Below are 18,544 nucleotides of genomic sequence, written 5' to 3' on the forward strand. Positions count from 1 at the left end.
AAAATCCTTTGCTGTATCAAGGGTAAAAGTAAATAAAAATGAGACTATTCTACGAGAACGGGCTTGAGCTTGAGCGCTTTGGGGTCAAGAATTATTTGATAAATACCGATATTCGGGTTCAATTTCTTTGCAATTTCAATGATTTGTTCCTTTTTGCGCGGCAACATATTTACGCCGAGATAAACCGATTCAAAGCAATCCGGGGTGATTCTGGGATAATGGCGTATTTCTTTTCCGTCAATGGATTCTTCTTCATAAAATTCTTTTGGGACGTCATACGCAGAGCCAACCCAATGTGGATCCTCCGCAATCAACCTCATCTCTTGTTCGTGTTCCCAAACCTTGGCTTTGGTCAACAACATATCTGATGGCGAAGGTCTATCTCTAAAGTAATCAGGTTTATCATTTATATCTCTATATTTGACTTCGTAAGCCTTTTGAGGTGCCGATAGACCAATAAACCTATCCTGGCAACTCCGTAAAACAGCTTCTAGATTTAGACCAACGCAAATGCCTTTGTGGTTGTTGTAGTAAGCCCACATCAGTAACGAATCGCACACCTTTGACAAGCAACAAATCCAAGTTTGTTCCCTGTAGTTTTTCATGTGTGTATATTCCATCTGCGAAACAAACTCTGCTGGAGGCCAATTTCGCGCGTTCTTTGGGGCGTTCGAAAAGTCGAATAAGTCCGGGTGACAATCAAACGGATCGTTGAATTTTGTAGCATTGGTAAACTGAAGCGTACGGTATTTCAGCATCAGCCGACCGCCTTCAAAATCAAGATATTTGTACAGCGTACTTACGGGCATATTTTCAAGATAGTTTTAACAGACCCTTATAAATGTATAAAAAACTACTACAAATGTGAAAATTTTGCGGACGAAAATTTCGTCCACAAACTGTTCGGCTAAAAGCAGGTCTTTACCTTGAGAAACAAAAGAATCCGCAAAAAAATCCCCGCTCCGAAGAGCGAGGATTTTTGCTATGACAATTTGGCTCTAGATTCTATCGCCTCTTCGAGGCTCCAGAATGACAACCTGGCTTACTTCTTTTCGTAAATCTGGTCAAAGATGCCGCCGTTGGAGAAGTGCGTTCCCTGCGCCTTGTCCCAACCGCCGAAGTGCTCGATAGAAATCAAGTTCACGTTCTGGTCGAATTCCTTGTACTGGTCGAGAATGGCCTTGTTGGAGGGGCGGTAATGGTTCTTCGCGGCAATGTGCTGGCCGTCGTCGCTGTAGAGGTAGTTTAGATACTCGGTGGCAAGTTCGCGGGTGCCGCGCTTGTCGACCACCTTGTCCACGATGGCAACGGAAGGTTCAGCCAGAATGCTGATGCTCGGGATTACGATTTCATAGTCGTTCGGGTAGTCCTTGAGCGCGAGGAAGGCTTCGTTTTCCCATGCGAGAAGCACGTCGCCCTGGCCGTTTTCGATAAAGGTGGTGGTAGAGCCGCGTGCACCGGAAGCGAGCACGAGCACGTTCTGGAACAGTTTCTTGATGAAGTCCTTGACCTTGGCTTCGTCGTTATTGTACTGCTTTTCGGCCCATGCCCAGGCGGCAAGGTAGTTCCAGCGTGCGCCACCGGAAGTTTTCGGGTTCGGCGTGATGATGCCAATGCCCGGCTTCACGAGGTCACCCCAGTCCTTCAGGTTCTTCGGGTTGCCCTTGCGGACCAGGAACACGATGGTGGATGTGTACGGGGAGCTGTTCAGCGGGAATTCCTTGACCCAGCCGTCTTCGATGAGGCCCGCGTCGCGCACGGCGTTCACGTCGAATTCAAGGGCGAGCGTCACCACGTCGGCTTCGAGACCGTTGGCCACTTCCAGGGCCTGCTTGCCGGAACCGCCGTGAGACTGCGTGATTTCCACTTCGCCACCGGTCTTTTCTTTCCAGTGCTTCTTGAAGACTTCGTTGTAGTTGGCATAGAGTTCGCGGGTCGGGTCGTAAGACACGTTGGTGAGCGTCTGCTTTTCGACCTTCTTGGCGGATGCTTCGCTCTTCTGTTCGTCAGAAGAAGAACATGCGCTAAAACCGATAGTTCCCGCAATCAGGAGACTTGCCGCAATGGCGGACTTGACAAAATTCTGATTCATTCTTGTACCTCGCTTGTTTATTGTTTTTTGTTTGTTGTTTTTTTGTGCGCCGAAATATAGAACCCGTTTTTGCCATTGTCCAATACTTAATTCTTATGCGGTATTATCGGATTTTTTTATAAGTATCGCACCACAAATAGTCCCACACTATCATTAGGTATAAGAAAATAGTATAGCACCAAATATTGAGCCACGAAACCGCAATTTGTATTTTATAGCATCACCCAAAAATCCAAGAGGTCAATATGTATTCTACCCACTACATGGATTTGCTCATGCAAAATTCCCCGTGGAACCTGATCTACTTTATGGCAATCCCGGTAGTGCTTGCCGAAACGGTCGCCATTACGGAACTGCTCTTGCCTTTTGCGGATAAACGAAGTAACCTAGTAAAAAAGACAAACCGTGTCTGCGGAATTTTGGGCGGCATCGCCTTTGCTATCATCGCTATTTACTTTATTCCAAATATCGTCGTGCCGCTTGCATCTAACGGCGAATTCCGCACCTGGGTCGACGCCATTGCCATCGGTTCCTACGTGATTGCCGCCGTCCCCATGATTTTGCTTGCTTTGCTCAACGTGCGCGCATTGTGGCGAAAGGCTAGTGAAGCGCGACGTTCACTTGTCCGCATTCTGCTGTTGGCGGCGTTCCTCGTATTCTCTCATATCGCCATGATTTTCGGCATGGTGGATCCGGGTATTGCCGGCTACTCTCCCGACAAGGCCGTTCCTGCGGTATCAGCCCCTGCGGTAGAGATGGACCACCATCATCACCACCATCACTAAACACTTTTATACACGACAAAGAAAATGTCCGAAGTCAAAAAATTCCTTGCAAAAGATTTCTACACGGTCGATGCTCAAAATTCGACACTGCTCGATGTCCGCGAACCCAGCGAATCCATAGTACGCCCTATAAATGGTGCGCTGCAGGTTCCGTTCTTTGAACTATCCAAGAAGATAGACAGCATTCCGAAGGACAAGCCCGTTTACGTGTTCTGTTCTACGGGAGACCGTTCCGAAGAGGTCGCCGAAATCCTCGCCGACCGCGATTACGACGTGTACAATGTAGAAGGCGGGCTTGACGCCGTCCCGAAAATTCACTATGTGGATGCTAAGGGCCTCAAGTGCCCAGGCCCAATCGTGAAGGTGGACGAAGCGGTTAAAAGTGTATCCGTCGGTGAAGAAGTCCAGGTGGAAGCGACCGAGAAAGCATTCTTCTCGGATGTGGATGTCTGGTGCCAGCGTACCGGCAACGAGTTGAAATCGCTTACCGAAAAAGATGGCGTCATTTGCGCGACCATCGTAAAGCGCGACGCGCCCCAATCTCTCGAAAAAAGAGATTTTGAGCACGGCAAGACATTTGTCGTTTTCAGCGGCGATTTGGACAAGGCGATAGCCTCTTTCATTATGGCGAACGGAGCTGCCGCCATGGGACGCCCAGTCACCATGTTCTTCACCTTCTGGGGAGTAAGCATTTTGCGCAGGCCCGAAAAGGTGCGCGTCAAGAAATCGCTCATCGGAAAAATGTTTGGATTCATGATGCCCCGCGGTTCCAAGAAACTCGGACTTTCGCGCATGAACTTTGGCGGAATCGGCGCCAAGATGATTCGCGCGGTCATGAAGCAGAACGGCGTTTCTTCGCTAGAAGAACTGATTGAAAGCGCAAGGCAGAAGGGCGTGAAGTTTGTCGCCTGCCAGATGTCGATGGAACTCATGGGAATCACAGCCGAAGAGTTGATTGACGGCGTGGAACTTGGCGGTGTTGCGACCATGCTCGGTTCCACTGAAAAATCCGACTTGACCTATTTTATTTAGGCGAAGCATGCATTATGTATGATTTCGACACCGTCATAGACCGTCGAAATGACGATTCTATAAAATGGAAAGTCGCCGAAAACGAGTTGCCCATGTGGGTGGCGGATATGGATTTCCGGACTGCGCCCGAAATTCTGGAGGCTCTCCGAAATCGCATGGAACTTGGCATCTTTGGTTATACGGACATTCCCGATTCGTGGTATAAAGCCTACATTGACTGGTGGGAAAGACGGCACGGCCTTAAAATGGAACAGGAAGGCCTGTTCTTTTCAACGGGTGTCGTCTATTCCATCTCGGCAATTCTCAAGCATCTGGCGGCCGCAAACGAAAAGGTCGTCGTACAGTCGCCTGTTTACAACAACTTCTATAACTGCATAGAGGATGCTGGCCTTCGCGTGGCGGAAAATCTTCTCCTGTACAAGGGCGAAACCTACTCCATTGATTTTGTAGACCTAGAAGAAAAGTTCTCAGACCCGCAAACAAGCCTGATGATTCTTTGCAATCCCCATAATCCTATTAGTAAAATTTGGAACGCTGAGGACCTGGCAAGAATTGGGGAACTTGCAAAAAAATATAGCGTGACAGTCATCGCAGACGAAATCCACTGCGATATCACAAAACCGGGAACACGCTATACGCCTTTTGCCGCCGTGTCGGAGGCTTGCCGTGAGGTGAGCATAACCTGCATCGCCCCGACAAAGACTTTCAACTTGGCCGGGCTCCATACATCGGCAGTGTATGTACCGAATCCTGCTTTGCGGAGAAAGGTTCGACATGCGCTGCACGCAGACAAGTTCAGCGCGCCCAATTCTTTTGCGACAGTGGCTACCGTCGCCGCCTTTGAGCAAGGCGAAAAATGGCTTGATAGCCTGCGTGAGTACGTTTTTGAAAACCGTAAACTCGTCGAAAACTTTTTAGCAAAAGAACTTCCGGAGATTTCTGCCGTGAAGGGCGACGCCACCTATCTCGTGTGGCTAGATATTTCTTCACTAAAAGAAACGGGAAGGAATTTCGCTGCCTATTTAAGGCGAAAAACAGGCCTGTTCCTTATCGGAGGCGATGCCTATGGTTCTGGCGGAGAACATTTTTTGAGAATGAACATCGCCTGCCCCAGAAGCATTTGCCTTGACGGGTTAAATCGCCTTAAGCAGGGCGTAAAATCCTTTGAAACTGAAAATTTAGGATAAATTATGTCTTTGAATCGACAAACCGCTCTTGAAATTCTGAATGCGAACGCGGATTCCTTACCGAACTTGATTGAACAGGCGTACCAATTGCGTACAAAATACAAGGGAAATCGCGTAAGCATCCAGTTGCTCACCAATGTCCGCAGCGGAAATTGCACGCAGAACTGCGCCTATTGCGCCCAGTCGCGGGATTCCGAAGCCCCGATTGAAAAGTACCGCTATGTAGAGGATAAAAAACTCTATGGCGACAACGACCTCGTCGACGAAATGCATTTGGCGAGGCACTGCATCGGGCTCAGCGGCATCCGTTTTGCGGACGATGACATCGAAAAACTTGCCGAACGCATCCGCAAGATGAAAAAGAACGACACGCAAATCTGTTGCTCCATCGGGTTCCTGACCGAAAAACAGGCGCTGATTCTTAAGGAAGCGGGCCTCAACCGCATCAACCACAACCTGAACAGCAGCCGTCGTTTTTACCCGAGCATCTGCACGACGCACACTTACCAGGAACGCATCGACAACCTGAAAATGCTGAAGGGTCTCGGTTTCGAAATTTGTTCCGGTGGCATCATCGGCATGGGCGAAACGCCCGAAGATGTCGTCGATATGCTTTTCGAACTGTTTGAAATCAATCCGGATTCGGTGCCCATCAATTTCTTGCTGCCGGTAGAAGGCACGCGCCTTGCTACCCGCGACATTTCGGCACTCACTCCCGAATACTGCATCAAGGTGCTTTGCCTTGCGCGCCTGATGCTCCCGAAGTCGGACATCCGCTGCGCCGCTGGCCGCGAGGTGTATTTCAAGGGGCACGAAAAGACACTCTTCAAAATCGCTGATTCTATTTTTGCCTCGGGCTACCTCACCGAAGGCGGCCAAAGCCTCGAAGAAACATTCCGCACCATCGAGGCGGCAGGCTTCACCTGGCAAGTAGAAAGCGAATCATCCCACTAGCTTCAAAAAATACCGGTGAATGCTCGTGTCGCTATTGAGTTCCGGGTGAAACGAAAGTGCAATCTGGTTCTTGTAGCGAACGGCAACGATTTGCTCGGGAGCATCTGCAGTATTCGAACTTGCTGTACGCGAAAGGACTTCGACGCCTTCGCCGACCGATTCAAAGAAGGGCGCACGAATAAAGGTCTGCGGGACCTTTCCGACGTGCGCGACTTCGTTTTCCGTAAAGAAACTGCCAAGCTGCCTTCCGTAAGCATTCCTGCGAATAATGGCGGGGAGTGTCGCGAAATGCGCCTTGTTTTCGCCTGCAATTTTTTCGGCAAGGAGGATTACGCCGGCACATGTTGCAAGCACAGGCAGGCCTTCGACAATCTTTTTTCGAAGAGGCTCGAAAAGCCCTAAGTCGTGGAGCAGCTTTCCTTGCACGGTGCTTTCTCCACCGGGAAGTACGAGGCCATCCAAATGGCGGTCAAGGTCGCGCAACTGCCTGATTTCAAATGCTTCGGCGCCGAGCGATTTGAGGATGCGTTCATGTTCAATGAACGCCCCCTGCACCGCGAGTACGCCAATTTGCGGTTTGTTAATTCCCATTACTTTCCCCTTTCGGCCATCAGCAGTGCGATTTCCTGTTCGTTGATACCGACCATGGCTTCACCCAAGTCTTCAGAGAGCTTGGCGATAAGCTTTGCATCGGTGTAATTGGTAACTGCCTGCACAATGGCGGCGGCACGCTTGGCGGGGTTACCCGACTTGAAAATTCCGGAGCCTACGAAAACGCCTTCGGCACCGAGTTGCATCATGAGGGCGGCATCGGCGGGGGTGGCGACACCACCGGCAGCGAAGTTCACCACGGGGAGTTTCTTGTGGTCGTGAACGAAGCGCACCAGGTCGTACGACACCTGGAGTTCCTTGGCACGGTTAAAGAGTTCGTCTTCGCGCATACTCGAAATGCGTGCGATTTCCTGGTTCATCAGGCGCATGTGTCGTACGGCCTGGACGATGTCGCCCGTACCCGGCTCGCCCTTGGTACGGATCATTGACGCGCCTTCTTCGATACGGCGCAGCGCTTCGCCCAAGTCCTTCGCGCCGCAGACGAACGGAACGTCAAATTCGCGCTTGTTGATGTGAAAAATGTCATCGGCAGGAGAAAGCACTTCGCTTTCGTCAATGTAGTCAATCTCGATAGCCTGCAAAATCTGCGCTTCGGCAAAGTGGCCAATACGGCATTTGGCCATGACCGGGATAGAGACTGCATCCTGAATGCCCTTGATCATCTTGGGGTCGCTCATGCGCGATACACCGCCCGCGGCACGGATGTCGGCAGGAATGCGTTCCAGGGCCATCACGGCGGCGGCACCTGCGGCTTCGGCGATTTTGGCCTGTTCGGGGGTTGTCACATCCATAATGACACCGCCTTTGAGCATCTGGGCAAGATTCTTATTGAGTTCGTAACGGTTCTGGTCAGCCATATAAATCTCCTTGAAAGTGATTGTTTTGTTTACGGCGCTTAATTTAAAACATTCGCTTGACCTGCACAATATTCAGTTTTTTACTATTTTTATAAGGTCAGTTAAATATCAGATTTACAAATTCAATAAGGTCAGTTTCATGTTCACTTACGATATGTCCAAGGCGGGAGCTAACAGCCTCTACCATTACCTTTACCAATGCATCAAAAAAGATATCGTAAGCGGAAACGTCCTTGCCGGAGAACAGCTCCCTTCCAAACGCAACCTCGCGCAGAATCTCGGCATTAGCGTCGTGACCGTTGAAAACGCTTACGCCCTGCTCCTCGCCGAAGGCTACATTTACTCGCTCCCTAAAAAAGGCTTCTTTGTTGCAGACATCAACGCAACAGCGGAACCTCGTGCTCAACGCAAACGCAAGATGCCGCGTACCCGCAGGCTCCGCGCAGAACTCACCGACGAGTCAGAACATATCAACCCGAAATACATTGCCGACTTTGCAAGTAACGGTTCCGATATCGAGGCGTTCCCCTTTACCACTTGGGCAAAAATCACTCGCGAGGTCCTTTGCGAAAGGCAAAATGATTTGCTGCAAGTTTCTCCGGGAATGGGTTCGCTGGAACTTCGCCGAGCCATAGCCCGCATGCTCCGCGAATTCAGAAATATCCAGGTATCGCCCGAACAGATTGTCATTGGCGCCGGAACTGATTACCTTTATGGCTTGCTAGTACAATTGCTCGGATTTGACAAGTGCTATGGCGTAGAAGACCCTGGTTGGAGCAAAATATCGAAGCTGTATAGCCAATACGGTGTCAAAGTTCGTCACGTCCCTATTCTGAACGATAACTTTGTGGACTCGGTCGCAGATTTCGGCGTTGACGTGATGCATATTTCCCCTGCCCATCATTTTCCGACAGGAAAGGTGATGCCCATTGGCGAGCGTTACCGCCTGCTCAGCTGGGCTACTGAATCGCCGAGACGCTACATTGTAGAAGATGATTATGACAGCGAATTTCGCATGACAGGAAAGCCTATTCCTGCGTTGCAAAACATCGATGTTTCTGAGAAGGTGATTTACCTGAATACATTCTCCAAAACGATGACATCTGCGATTAGGCTTAGTTATATGGTGCTCCCGCCGCATCTTGTCGAAAAATTTCATCAGAAACTTTCGTTCTACTCTTGTTCCGTATCGAATCTGGACCAGTACGTCATGGCTAAATTCATCGACTTGGGGTATTACGAGACTCACATCAACCGCATGCGTAACCTTTACCGCGCCAAGCGCGACGCACTGCTGTCGGCAATAAGAAAAAGCAGGCTTTCAAGCGTTGTTCGCATTTATGAAGAAGATGCCGGTCTGCACTTTATTTTGGAAGCGTCGATAAAATGTTCTGATTCCGATTTTTGCAGGCAGCTGCGCCAAAAAGGCGTTAACATCAAGGCCCTTTCGGAATACTATTTCGAAGCGCAGCCCTCTGTGCACAAGTTCGTCATTAACTATTCCTCGGTGGATAAGAGGAATGTGCAAAAGGCGGTGCAGGCTTTCGCATTGCTCTGTAAGTAAAGAACGCCCTCGGCGTTTAATAACGTCGAGGACGTGTTTTGCGAGTCAAGATGCAAAAGCGACTTACTTTTCGTTGCGCAATTTCTTTGCTGCCGCCACGAGATTCTTGAGGCTTGCCGTTGTTTCGGTTTCGCCGCGGGTCTTGAGGCCGCAATCAGGGTTCACCCACACGTTCTGCTGCGGGACCTTCGCTATGATCTTGTGGAGCGCATCCACAATTTCCTGTTCCGAGGGCACGCGCGGAGAGTGAATGTCATACACGCCCGGCCCCACCTGCGTTTCGAACTTGGCTTCGTTCAGGGCGTCAAGCAACTTGAGGTCGGAACGGCTCGCTTCGAAGGTGATCACGTCGGCATCCATGTTGTCGATGTCGCGCACGATGTCGTTGAATTCGCTATAACACATGTGCGTGTGAATCTGCGTTTCGGGCTTGACCTTCGCATGCACCAGGCGGAATGCCGGAATGGCCCAGTCGAGGTATTCCTTGTGCCAGTCGCTCTTGCGGAGCGGCAGCTTTTCGCGGAGGGCGGCTTCGTCAATCTGGATAATGCGAATGCCATTCTTTTCGAGGTCCAGGACTTCGTCGCGGATAGCAAAACCGATTTCTTGCGCTTGCACCTTCAGCGAAACATCTTCGCGCGGGAACGACCAGTTGAGAATCGTCACCGGGCCCGTGAGCATGCCCTTCACCGGTTTCTTGGTGCAGCTCTGGGCGTATACGGACCATTCGACCGTAATCGGGGCGCTGCGGCTCACGTCGCCCCAGACTACAGGCGGCTTCACGCAACGGGTGCCGTAGCTCTGCACCCAGGCATTCTGCGTAAACACGAATCCGTCAATTTTGGAACCGAAATATTCCACCATGTCGTTGCGTTCGAATTCGCCGTGCACAATCACATCGAGGCCGATTTCTTCTTGCAGCTTGATGCATTCGGCAATTTTCTTGCGGTTGAATGCAACGTACTGTTCCTTGGAGATTTCGCCCTTGCGGAATGCGGCGCGGTTTGCGCGGACTTCGGCCGTCTGCGGGAAAGACCCGATGGTAGTCGTGGGGAATGCGGGCAGCTTGAATTCAGCCTTCTGCACTTCGCGGCGTTCGAGGCGGCTCGGCTTGCGTTCAAAGTCTGCGGCGGTGAGGGCGGCAAGTTCTGCCTGCACCTTGGCGTTCGCCTGCACACGCGGGGTTGCAAACAAGGCCTTATTCTTTTCGAGAGCGGCAGCATCACCGCTTGCGATCTCGGCAAGTTCCACAAGCTTTTCCTCGGCGAAGGCAAAGTGACGGAGCGTTTCGGCGGGGAGTTTCTGTTCGGCAGCAACCGTATACGGCACATGCAACAGCGAGCAAGAAGTTCCGACTACCACGTTTTCGGCACCGACAGCACTCACGATTTCGGCGAGCAGAGTATTCTTCTGCGAGTAATCGGCACGCCAGATGTTCTTGCCGTTCACGATACCGGCGAGCAAGAGCGTGTTCTTCGGGAAACCGGACTTGACAAGTTCCAGCGACTTGAGGCCTTCCACAAAATCAAGACCGATGGCATCGAAACCGAGGGCAACCACATCCTGATACACATCGCGGATATCGCCAAAGTAAGTTTGCAAGGCAACCTTGAGGCCTGCGGCACGCACCTTCTTGATAAGTTCCACATAAATAGACTTGAAAAGTTCCTTTTCTTCGGCGGTCACGTCGAACACCAAAGCGGGTTCGGCGAAGCTGATCCATTCGGCACCGGCAGCGGCGAGCAATTCGGCGACCTTCGCGTAAGCAGCGACTGCAGAGGCTACAAAATCCTTGGCCTTCTTTTGACCATTGTAGCGGGCCAAGCGGAGGAACGTGTAGGAGCCAATCAAAGTCGGCACGGTCTGAATTCCAGCAGCCTTCGCTTCGTTATATTCCTGCACCGGCTTGGAATCATTCACCTTGAATTCAGAAGCGTCATCGATTTCCGGAACAATGTAGTGGTAGTTCGTGTTGAACCACTTCTTCATGGGGAGCGCCTTCACATCGCCCTTTTCACCCTGATAGCCGTGAGCTGCGGCGAAATACTTTTCGAGATCGCTAAGCTCGAGTTTCTTGTAACGTTCCGGAACAATGCCGAACAAGAACGCGGTATCGAGAACGTTGTCATAGAACGAAAAGTCGTTCGAAGGAATAAAGTCGATACCAGAGGTTTTCTGCTTCGCCCAACCGTACTGACGGATTTCGGCGGCGACGTTCTGGAGCTCCGCTTCGGAGATTTCGCCCTTGAAGAATTTTTCGCTTGCAAACTTGAGTTCGCGGGCCTTACCAATACGCGGAAAACCGATTACAGATGTTTTTTTATTGCTCATAGTGTTTTACCTACCTTTTTTGTTTGTTTTTCGATTACGCCGCCAAATATATCTCCTTTTTCACCATCGGTAAAATACTATTTTTTACGCATTCACCATAGCTTAAAACTATGGTACAAACAAAAGCAAACCCGATAACTGGCTATAAGAAAGGTCTATGACTTTACAACAACTTAAATACGCCATCGCCATCGCCGACACGCGCAACATTACCGAAGCATCGAAGCGGGTATTCATATCGCAGCCGAGCCTTACGGCAGCTATCCACGAGCTCGAAGAAGAAATGGGCGTTACCATCTTTAACCGCTCCAATAAAGGCGTCACGATTACTAACGAGGGCGACGAGTTCCTCTCTTACGCAAGGCAAGTCTTGGAACAGGCAACCCTCATGGAAGACCGCTACAAGGGTGGCAAAGGCGGCAACACCATCTTCTCCGTGAGCTGCCAGCATTACTCTTTTGCCGTCAACGCATTCGTCGATGTCATCCGAAAATTCGGTGGTCCGAGCTACGATTTCACGCTCCGAGAGACACAAACTAACGAAATTATCGACGATATTGCCAAGCTAAAAAGCGAAATTGGCGTACTTTATTTGAGCGACAAGAACGAAAAAGTCATCAAAAAACTCATTCAAAAGAACAATTTGGTCTTTGAGCCACTCTTTGCGACCCCTTTGCACGTGTTTATGTCGTCCAGGAACCCTCTCGCTCGAAAAGAAAAAATCACGCTGGAGGACTTGAAACCGTACCCGTACCTGACCTACGAACAAGGCGATTTCAATTCGTTCTACTTCGCCGAAGAACCTCTAACCGCCATTGATTTCGACTGTCCACGCAATATCAAGGTTCGCGACCGCGCGACGCTTTTCAACCTGCTCATCGGTTTGAATGGCTACACCATTTGCTCGGGCGTCATCAGCCACAAGCTCAACGGTCGAAACATTATCGCGAGACACCTCGATGTTCACGACAAAATGACCATCGGTTACGTGATGCGAAAAGGCGTAACGCCATCGCGCTACGCCAAAGCCTACATTGCAGCCCTTTTAAGGCATTGCAAATAAAAAAAGGCCCCCGGCGCGGGTTACGCCAGGGGCAGGTTTTTGGAGATGTAATTACTGGATGCTTGCGGTAAAGCGAGCAGCAATGGCAACATCAGAGAGTTCCTTTTCGCTGTAGGCGCTCAACTGAATTTTGCTGTGCTTGCCGAATTTCTTGATGAGGCTCACCGTCCACGCGAGTTCATCGGCACCGTCCTGAATTTCATCGCGGTCACCAACGTATTCAAGTTCCGCATAGAGGCTATTCAAGATGCCCGCAGTCGGGATTTCCACACCCACGAAGAACGGAACGTAGTCGGTACCCTGGGCGTATTCAGACTTGATTCCGTTCGGAGCCGAGAGGTTTTCGCCGTCACCCGTGGTGATGTAGGCAACTTCGCCGTAGAGGCCTAGATTCTTCGCGAAATAGTAGCTTGCTCGGCCAGCAATGCGGTGCGAGACTTCTGCCGTATGCTGGATCGGGTCGAGAAGGTTTCCACGGTAGGCGGCGCTGATTTTCGCATCGCCGAGTTTCACCGTTTCTTCGGCGCGGAGGTAACCGGTATCGAACTTGTTGTCGTATGTACCGAGCAACAGGCTGAAGCTAGAAATTCCCTTGTCGAAGCCGAAGCCGAGAGCGTCGTGCTGGTAATCGCGGGCAAGGAAGCCGCGCTTGTTCAGGTGCACATCCACGTAGGTACCGAAGTTACCGGCAACAGTCCAGTCCGTACGGAAGCGACCGAATTGCGCACTGAAATCGCCGAAATCAGTATTCCACTTGTACTTGGCGTAGTAGGTATCGGCGCTGATCTTGTCGAAGCTGAAGTTCTTGCCGTCACCGTCCTTGACCTTGTTGCCAAAGGTCGGAGAGAAGATGCGAATGTTGATTACCGCCTCGAAATCGCCGGAAGTGTACTTTCCGCCGATGTTTGCACGCAAGAAGGAATTGTCGAGCGTGTTGTCGGCATCGTTATCGTAAACAGCCTTAATGGCCTGCGCCTGCACGTTTCCGGTGAGTTTGAAAGCGGGTTCCTCTTTCGCTTTTTCGGGCGCGGCAGCTTCTGCCTTCGGGGCTTCCTGGGCGAAAACGTTGGAGGCAAAAAGGGAAGTCGTAATGACCGCAGCGGCGGCGAACTTTGCAAAATTCTGGTTCATTCTTAAACTCCTTGGTTATGGTTATTGTTTTGTTTTTTTGTGCGCACAAATATAGAAGGGGTTTTTCGCATTGTCCAATACTTTAATTTTATGCGGAGTTATCGGTTTTTGCTATAAAAAAAGGTCCCCGCTAGGGGACCTTATATTTTACTTTATCACAACCTTCCTGTACGTGTCAAAAACTGTCCACTTCTTGAAGAATTCCTCACGGTCAATTTCACCCGCTTCGGCGTATTCGCGAAGCAAACGAGACACATCCTCGTCGGAGTGGACCTTGATTTCAAAGCCACGTCCGTTAATGACCGGGAAACCGTCGTAAAGGTACGCATCTGCTTCCGTGATTTCGGAAATGCGCCTATCGCGCACCTTCACGGCAACGCTGTCACGCAAAATGATAATGTCGAAATCATCGGGATAGCGGTAGCTCTCCCCCACTGTCGGAATTTCGTCACCTACGGTGTAGTGCTGCCTTACGGGCTGTTGCTTCACCACAGAGAGTGTCGCCGTATCGTAGAAGAACTCTTCGAAGATTTCTCCGCGACCATGGCGTTCGCCTTGCACGAATTCGGCCTTTTCGCCTGCAGCAATCTGCCTTTCGTAAAGGCCTTCCACAACACCACATGCCGATGTCGCATGGGTCACGCGATCAATCAAAATCAGTTCGCCCAAAGTCTTGTGCTTTTCGAAAAGGTCCACGACAATGGCTTCAGCAAACACAATCTCGACTACGGCAATGCCGTTCTTTTCAAGCGCATCGGAATTGATATGTTTTCCGTTATTAATATCGACGGAATAATCAATTTTATTTATGATTCCAGGAATCGTCTTCGTTCCGAGTTTCACAAGGAAGTCCTTGCCGAGCGAAAGCGGTTCATCGTCCATCCACAAAAGCGACGCCTTGATTTTCTTGTAACTGCCGATGTCCACGTCTTTCGCCAGCACGCAACCTCTGGAAACGTCCACTTCGCGGTCAAGCGAGATGGTGACAGGTTCACCGGCGTGAGCCTCTTCCACATTCTTGTCGCCGCGCAGGATTCCCTTGACAGTCGCCTTCTCGTTGCTCGGAAGGCTCGTAAGCGTATCGCCCACATGGATTGCGCCCGCTTCGATTTGCCCCTGGAACCCGCGGAAAGTGCGATCCGGGCGGCATACGCGCTGCACGGGCAGGTAGAAACCTGCTTCAGTTTGTGCGTCGTCTATATCAATGGTTTCGAGATAATCCAAGAGAGCCTTGCCCGAGTACCAGGCGATATTCTTGGATTTCACAGTCACGTTGTCGCCTTCGGTAGCCGAAAGCGGAATCACGTAGACGCTGTGGAGCGAAAGTTCAGCCGCAAGTTCGTTGATTTGCGCGAGAATTTCTCCGAAGCGTTCCTGGCTGTAGCCCACAAGATCCATCTTGTTGACCGCAAAGACAAAGTAACGGATGCCCATGAGCTTGCAGATGCGGGCATGTCTGCGGGTCTGTACCAGCACGCCCTGCGAAGCATCCACGAGAATCACGGAGAGGTCCGCAAACGAGGCGCCCACCGCCATGTTGCGGGTGTATTCCTCGTGCCCCGGGGTGTCAGCCACAATAAAGCTGCGGCGATCCGTCGTGAAATAGCGATACGCCACATCGATGGTAATGCCCTGTTCGCGTTCGGCCATCAAGCCGTCCAGCAAAAGGGAATAGTCGATTTTTCCGCTGCGGCTACCCACCTTGCTGTCGAGTTCCAGAGCCTTTTCCTGGTCGGCGTAAAGCAGCTTAGAATCATAAAGGATGTGGCCGATGAGCGTGGATTTTCCGTCGTCCACGCTGCCGCATGTAATAAATTTCAACAAGCCTTTCATTAGAAATAACCCTCCCTCTTGCGGCGTTCCATGCTGCCCGCGGCTTCGTTATCAATCACGCGGGAAGTGCGTTCCGAAGATACCGCGCTCAAGGTTTCGTCAATGATTTCGTCAAGCGTCGTGGCGGTCGATTCAATGCCACCTGTGAGCGGGTAGCAGCCCAGCGTGCGGAAACGCACCGACTTGATTTCGGGCGTTTCGCCTTCTCGCAGCGGAAAACGGTCATCGTCCACCATGATGATGTTGCCATCGCGCACCACGACCGGGCGCGGGGCCGCAAAGTACAGCGGGACAATGTCAATCTTTTCGCGCTTGATATATTGCCAGATGTCCTTTTCGGTCCAGTTCGAAATCGGAAACACGCGGATGCTTTCGCCCTTGTTTATTTTCGTGTTGTAAAGCTTCCACATTTCCGGGCGCTGGTTTTTCGGGTCCCAGGCGTGCGCGGAATTGCGGAACGAAAAGATGCGTTCCTTCGCGCGAGACTTTTCTTCGTCGCGCCTGCCGCCACCAAATGCCGCAGTGAAGCCGTACTTGTTCAAAGCCTGTTTCAAGGCCTGCGTCTTCATGATGTCGGTATAAGCAGAGCCGTGATCAAAGGGGTTAATGCCGCGACTGACGCCGTCCTGGTTGATGTACTCGATCATCTCGATGCCGAGCTTTTGCGCCGTGCGGTCGCGAAACTCAATCATCTCGCGGAACTTCCACGTGGTGTTCACGTGCAAGAACGGAAAAGGCGGCTTTTCGGGGTAGAAGGCCTTCATGGCCAAATGCAACATGACGGAACTGTCCTTGCCTATTGAATACAACATCACCGGCTTTTCGCATTCTGCAGCGACTTCGCGGATGATGTAGATGGCTTCGGCTTCCAGCTCGTCGAGGTGTGATAATTCGCTCAAATTAAATCTCCATTAAGATTCCGAGCCAAGCCCGGAATGACGATTGTTGTGAATTCTTTTAATACTTATTTGATTTCTTGGGGTCGATATCGATAGTCTTGACGCTTCCGTCGTTCAGTTCAAAAAACCACCGCACGATATCGTTCTTTTCGCCCTTGACTTTTTCGGTATGCACCTTGCAGCCCTTGCCACCGATGTCTTCGCCGAGAAAGAAACTGATGGCGTGAACAGGGCATTCCTTGATGCACGATGTGCAACCCCAGCAGTCCTTGGGGTACTTGATAAACGCTTTCTTTTTCTCGTTTATCTTGATTAACGTGCCGGGGCAAACGTCGTGGCAGCGCCTGCATCCGATGCACTTGCCTTGATCAATGATGATGCTCATAGTTCCTTTGCCCTTCTGCGGTGAGTTCGCGCAAGATGATTTTAATTTGTCCATTTTCGAAACGGGAATTCACGTACTTGCGGAAACGTTCGTTGTCTTTTTCGGGATAGTCGGTGTTTTCGGCGAAGCTGTGCCAACGCGTTTCGTGGCGGGCAGCCAGGTGCGCAATCACGCTCTTGCAGACCGTCAAGCGCTCCTTGAGTTCGTAGATGTACATGACTTCTTGCAAGTCGTCTGCATGCAGGCCACTCACACGAGACTCGATATTTTCTATTTCCCTGAGGGCAACCGCTAGTTGATTTTCGCTATAACGATAGCCTGTCTTGATGCCGCCTGCATAAGCGTCCATAGCCGCCTGCATTGCTTCTTCAAGACTTTCAGCGGTGTCCGCGCCGTTCTTGTTATTGAGGAACTTCTCGATTTCTGCGACATGTTCTGCAACCTCCTCTTCCAAAATTTTCCCCAGCGGGTTCACGCCCGGCGCGTCAGTTCCCTGAGCTTGCCGAAGGGCCGACAAACTCTCTATATATTCCGCCGCGCTTTTCGCCGCAATCTCGCCTTCGGCAAGCGCGCCCGTCACGTACTTTTGCGGAGCGCCACCGGCAACATCGCCCGCGGCATAGAGACCTTCAATAGTCGTCGCGCGCTTGGTATCCACCCAGTAACCGCTTGCGGTGTGGCCGCCCACGATGTAGGGTTCCGTACCTTCGATTTCCACATTCGCCTTCGACGGCGTGTCGTTTTCAATCCAGCGAATCGTCTGCGATGGAGCCATGTTCAGGTAAGCCTTCAAAAGCGATTCTTCCTGCTCGGGCGTAATCCCGACGGTGCGCAGGTAGCACGGCCCGCGGCCTTCCAGATTTTCGGCCACCGTCCCGTAAACGCGTTCGGAGGTAGAAATCCCGTACTTGGTCTCGTAAACTTCTCCAAGCGCATTCACCTGCTTCGCACCCACTCCCTGTGCGAGCGTGCCCGTCGGGGCAATCGTGTCCTTGCAACGGAGCGCTATGAACCGCATTTCGAACGTGGTCATCTCGGCGCCATGACGGATGCCCATCGCATAGCCCGCACCCGTATTGAACGGCGGGTACCACATCTTGTGCCGCGAAAATCCCGGATTGTTCGGGCGGTAAAGTCCGGCGGCACCGCCCGTCGCGATAATCACCGCACCCGCCTCGATGGCGTAAAAAGTATCGTTCTCTATCCCGAAACCGAACGCGCCGTCAATTCTGTTATCGTGAACAGAAAAATCGAAAATGTTCACGTGGTTCAGCACCTGAACGTTCGGAGCCTTCGCGACTGCCGCAGCCAAAATCGGCTTAATGTTCTCGCCGTTGATTTTGATGTTGCGGTTCCCGCGGGTCACATACTTGCCGTCCTTGTCCTTCAAGATGACAAGCCCGAGTTTTTCCAAGTGCGCCGTGACCTCGTTGAACTTCTCGGAGATGGAATAGAGCAAATCCTCGCGCACGATTCCGTCGGCATCCTTCTTCGCGTATTCCACATAATCCCTAGGCGTGCGACCCTCGGTAATGTAGGCATTCAGCGCGTTCACGCCCGCCGCGAGGCAGCCGCTCCGCTTGATATTCGCCTTCTCGACAACTAGAATTTTGAGGCCAGCGTCTCTATTTTCCGCGGCATTTTTTCCCGCGGCATTTGACGCGGCAGTAATAGCCGCATAACAGCCGGCCGTCCCGCCGCCTATAATCAACAAATCCGTTTTAAGCCGTTCTATCTTCACAGCATCTCCGTACAACTTTTGGTGCTGCCAAATATAGAACGCGATTTTCACCCCGTCCAATACAATGTTTTTATGCGG

Annotated in this window: 16 protein-coding genes; 6 read left to right on the forward strand and 10 right to left on the reverse strand. The window is 51.2% G+C overall.

Annotated features, from left to right (window positions below; translation table 11 throughout):
- Nucleotides 1–44: 44 nt before the first annotated feature.
- The gene (locus tag B2952_RS09335) at nt 45–809 is read right to left on the reverse strand and encodes a DUF2971 domain-containing protein (RefSeq protein WP_290734875.1); all 765 of its coding nucleotides are present in this window, start codon (nt 807–809) and stop codon (nt 45–47) included.
- A gap of 233 nt (nt 810–1,042) precedes the next feature.
- Nucleotides 1,043–2,092 (reverse strand): sulfate ABC transporter substrate-binding protein, encoded by a 1,050-nt coding sequence (locus tag B2952_RS09340; protein WP_290734877.1) that lies wholly within the window; start codon nt 2,090–2,092, stop codon nt 1,043–1,045.
- Between the two features lie 245 nt (nt 2,093–2,337).
- Between B2952_RS09340 and B2952_RS09345 the strand changes: the two genes are divergently transcribed.
- Genes B2952_RS09345 through bioB form a run of 4 tightly spaced genes read left to right on the forward strand, consistent with a single transcriptional unit; the run spans nt 2,338 to nt 6,050 of the window.
- Nucleotides 2,338–2,877: a DUF6803 family protein gene (locus B2952_RS09345; RefSeq protein WP_290734879.1), complete on the forward strand. Its 540-nt coding sequence runs from the start codon at nt 2,338–2,340 to the stop codon at nt 2,875–2,877.
- 24 nt (nt 2,878–2,901) lie between these two features.
- Complete coding sequence (locus tag B2952_RS09350) at nt 2,902–3,909, forward strand: DsrE/DsrF/DrsH-like family protein (RefSeq protein ID WP_290734881.1); 1,008 nt, start codon at nt 2,902–2,904, stop codon at nt 3,907–3,909.
- A 14-nt stretch (nt 3,910–3,923) separates the two neighbouring features.
- On the forward strand, nt 3,924–5,096 hold the full coding sequence (locus B2952_RS09355; RefSeq protein ID WP_290734883.1) for a MalY/PatB family protein: 1,173 nt from the start codon (nt 3,924–3,926) through the stop codon (nt 5,094–5,096).
- A gap of 3 nt (nt 5,097–5,099) precedes the next feature.
- Nucleotides 5,100–6,050, forward strand: a complete 951-nt coding sequence (gene bioB, locus B2952_RS09360; protein WP_290734885.1) for a biotin synthase BioB — start codon at nt 5,100–5,102, stop codon at nt 6,048–6,050.
- On the opposite strand, the gene pdxT is transcribed toward bioB, so the two are convergent.
- The gene (gene pdxT, locus B2952_RS09365; protein ID WP_290734887.1) at nt 6,039–6,641 is read right to left on the reverse strand and encodes a pyridoxal 5'-phosphate synthase glutaminase subunit PdxT; all 603 of its coding nucleotides are present in this window, start codon (nt 6,639–6,641) and stop codon (nt 6,039–6,041) included. The two genes, bioB and pdxT, sit on opposite strands and share 12 nt — an antisense overlap.
- The gene (gene pdxS, locus B2952_RS09370; RefSeq protein ID WP_072810136.1) at nt 6,641–7,519 is read right to left on the reverse strand and encodes a pyridoxal 5'-phosphate synthase lyase subunit PdxS; all 879 of its coding nucleotides are present in this window, start codon (nt 7,517–7,519) and stop codon (nt 6,641–6,643) included. Before pdxS ends, pdxT begins: the two co-directional genes overlap by 1 nt.
- A 139-nt stretch (nt 7,520–7,658) precedes the next feature.
- On the opposite strand from pdxS, the gene B2952_RS09375 reads away from it, so the two are divergent.
- The gene (locus B2952_RS09375; RefSeq protein ID WP_290734890.1) at nt 7,659–9,083 is read left to right on the forward strand and encodes a PLP-dependent aminotransferase family protein; all 1,425 of its coding nucleotides are present in this window, start codon (nt 7,659–7,661) and stop codon (nt 9,081–9,083) included.
- Nucleotides 9,084–9,146: 63 nt separating this feature from the next.
- On the opposite strand, the gene metE is transcribed toward B2952_RS09375, so the two are convergent.
- A complete protein-coding gene (gene metE, locus B2952_RS09380) occupies nt 9,147–11,414 on the reverse strand; it encodes a 5-methyltetrahydropteroyltriglutamate--homocysteine S-methyltransferase (RefSeq protein ID WP_290734892.1) in 2,268 nt (755 codons plus the stop codon).
- A gap of 157 nt (nt 11,415–11,571) precedes the next feature.
- Here metE and B2952_RS09385 point away from each other — a divergent pair, with 157 nt between their 5' ends.
- A complete protein-coding gene (locus tag B2952_RS09385) occupies nt 11,572–12,477 on the forward strand; it encodes a LysR family transcriptional regulator (RefSeq protein WP_072977627.1) in 906 nt (301 codons plus the stop codon).
- Between the two features lie 51 nt (nt 12,478–12,528).
- On the opposite strand, the gene B2952_RS09390 is transcribed toward B2952_RS09385, so the two are convergent.
- From B2952_RS09390 to B2952_RS09410, 5 genes are all read right to left on the reverse strand, one after another.
- The gene (locus tag B2952_RS09390; protein ID WP_290734896.1) at nt 12,529–13,608 is read right to left on the reverse strand and encodes a hypothetical protein; all 1,080 of its coding nucleotides are present in this window, start codon (nt 13,606–13,608) and stop codon (nt 12,529–12,531) included.
- Nucleotides 13,609–13,755: 147 nt separating this feature from the next.
- The gene (locus tag B2952_RS09395) at nt 13,756–15,441 is read right to left on the reverse strand and encodes a sulfate adenylyltransferase subunit 1 (RefSeq protein ID WP_290734898.1); all 1,686 of its coding nucleotides are present in this window, start codon (nt 15,439–15,441) and stop codon (nt 13,756–13,758) included.
- Complete coding sequence (cysD, locus tag B2952_RS09400; protein WP_290734900.1) at nt 15,441–16,340, reverse strand: sulfate adenylyltransferase subunit CysD; 900 nt, start codon at nt 16,338–16,340, stop codon at nt 15,441–15,443. Before cysD ends, B2952_RS09395 begins: the two co-directional genes overlap by 1 nt.
- A gap of 58 nt (nt 16,341–16,398) precedes the next feature.
- Nucleotides 16,399–16,725 carry a 4Fe-4S dicluster domain-containing protein gene (locus B2952_RS09405; protein ID WP_290734902.1) on the reverse strand — a complete coding sequence of 109 codons (327 nt, stop codon included), beginning with the start codon at nt 16,723–16,725 and terminating at the stop codon, nt 16,399–16,401.
- Nucleotides 16,709–18,466, reverse strand: coding sequence for an adenylyl-sulfate reductase subunit alpha (locus B2952_RS09410; protein WP_290734904.1), 1,758 nt, complete (start codon nt 18,464–18,466; stop codon nt 16,709–16,711). The genes B2952_RS09405 and B2952_RS09410 overlap by 17 nt, the downstream gene beginning before the upstream one ends.
- Between the last annotated feature and the right edge of the window lie 78 nt (nt 18,467–18,544).

The sequence above is a fragment of the Fibrobacter sp. UBA7003 genome (genome assembly GCA_002449765.1).
Lineage (GTDB): Bacteria > Fibrobacterota > Fibrobacteria > Fibrobacterales > Fibrobacteraceae > Fibrobacter.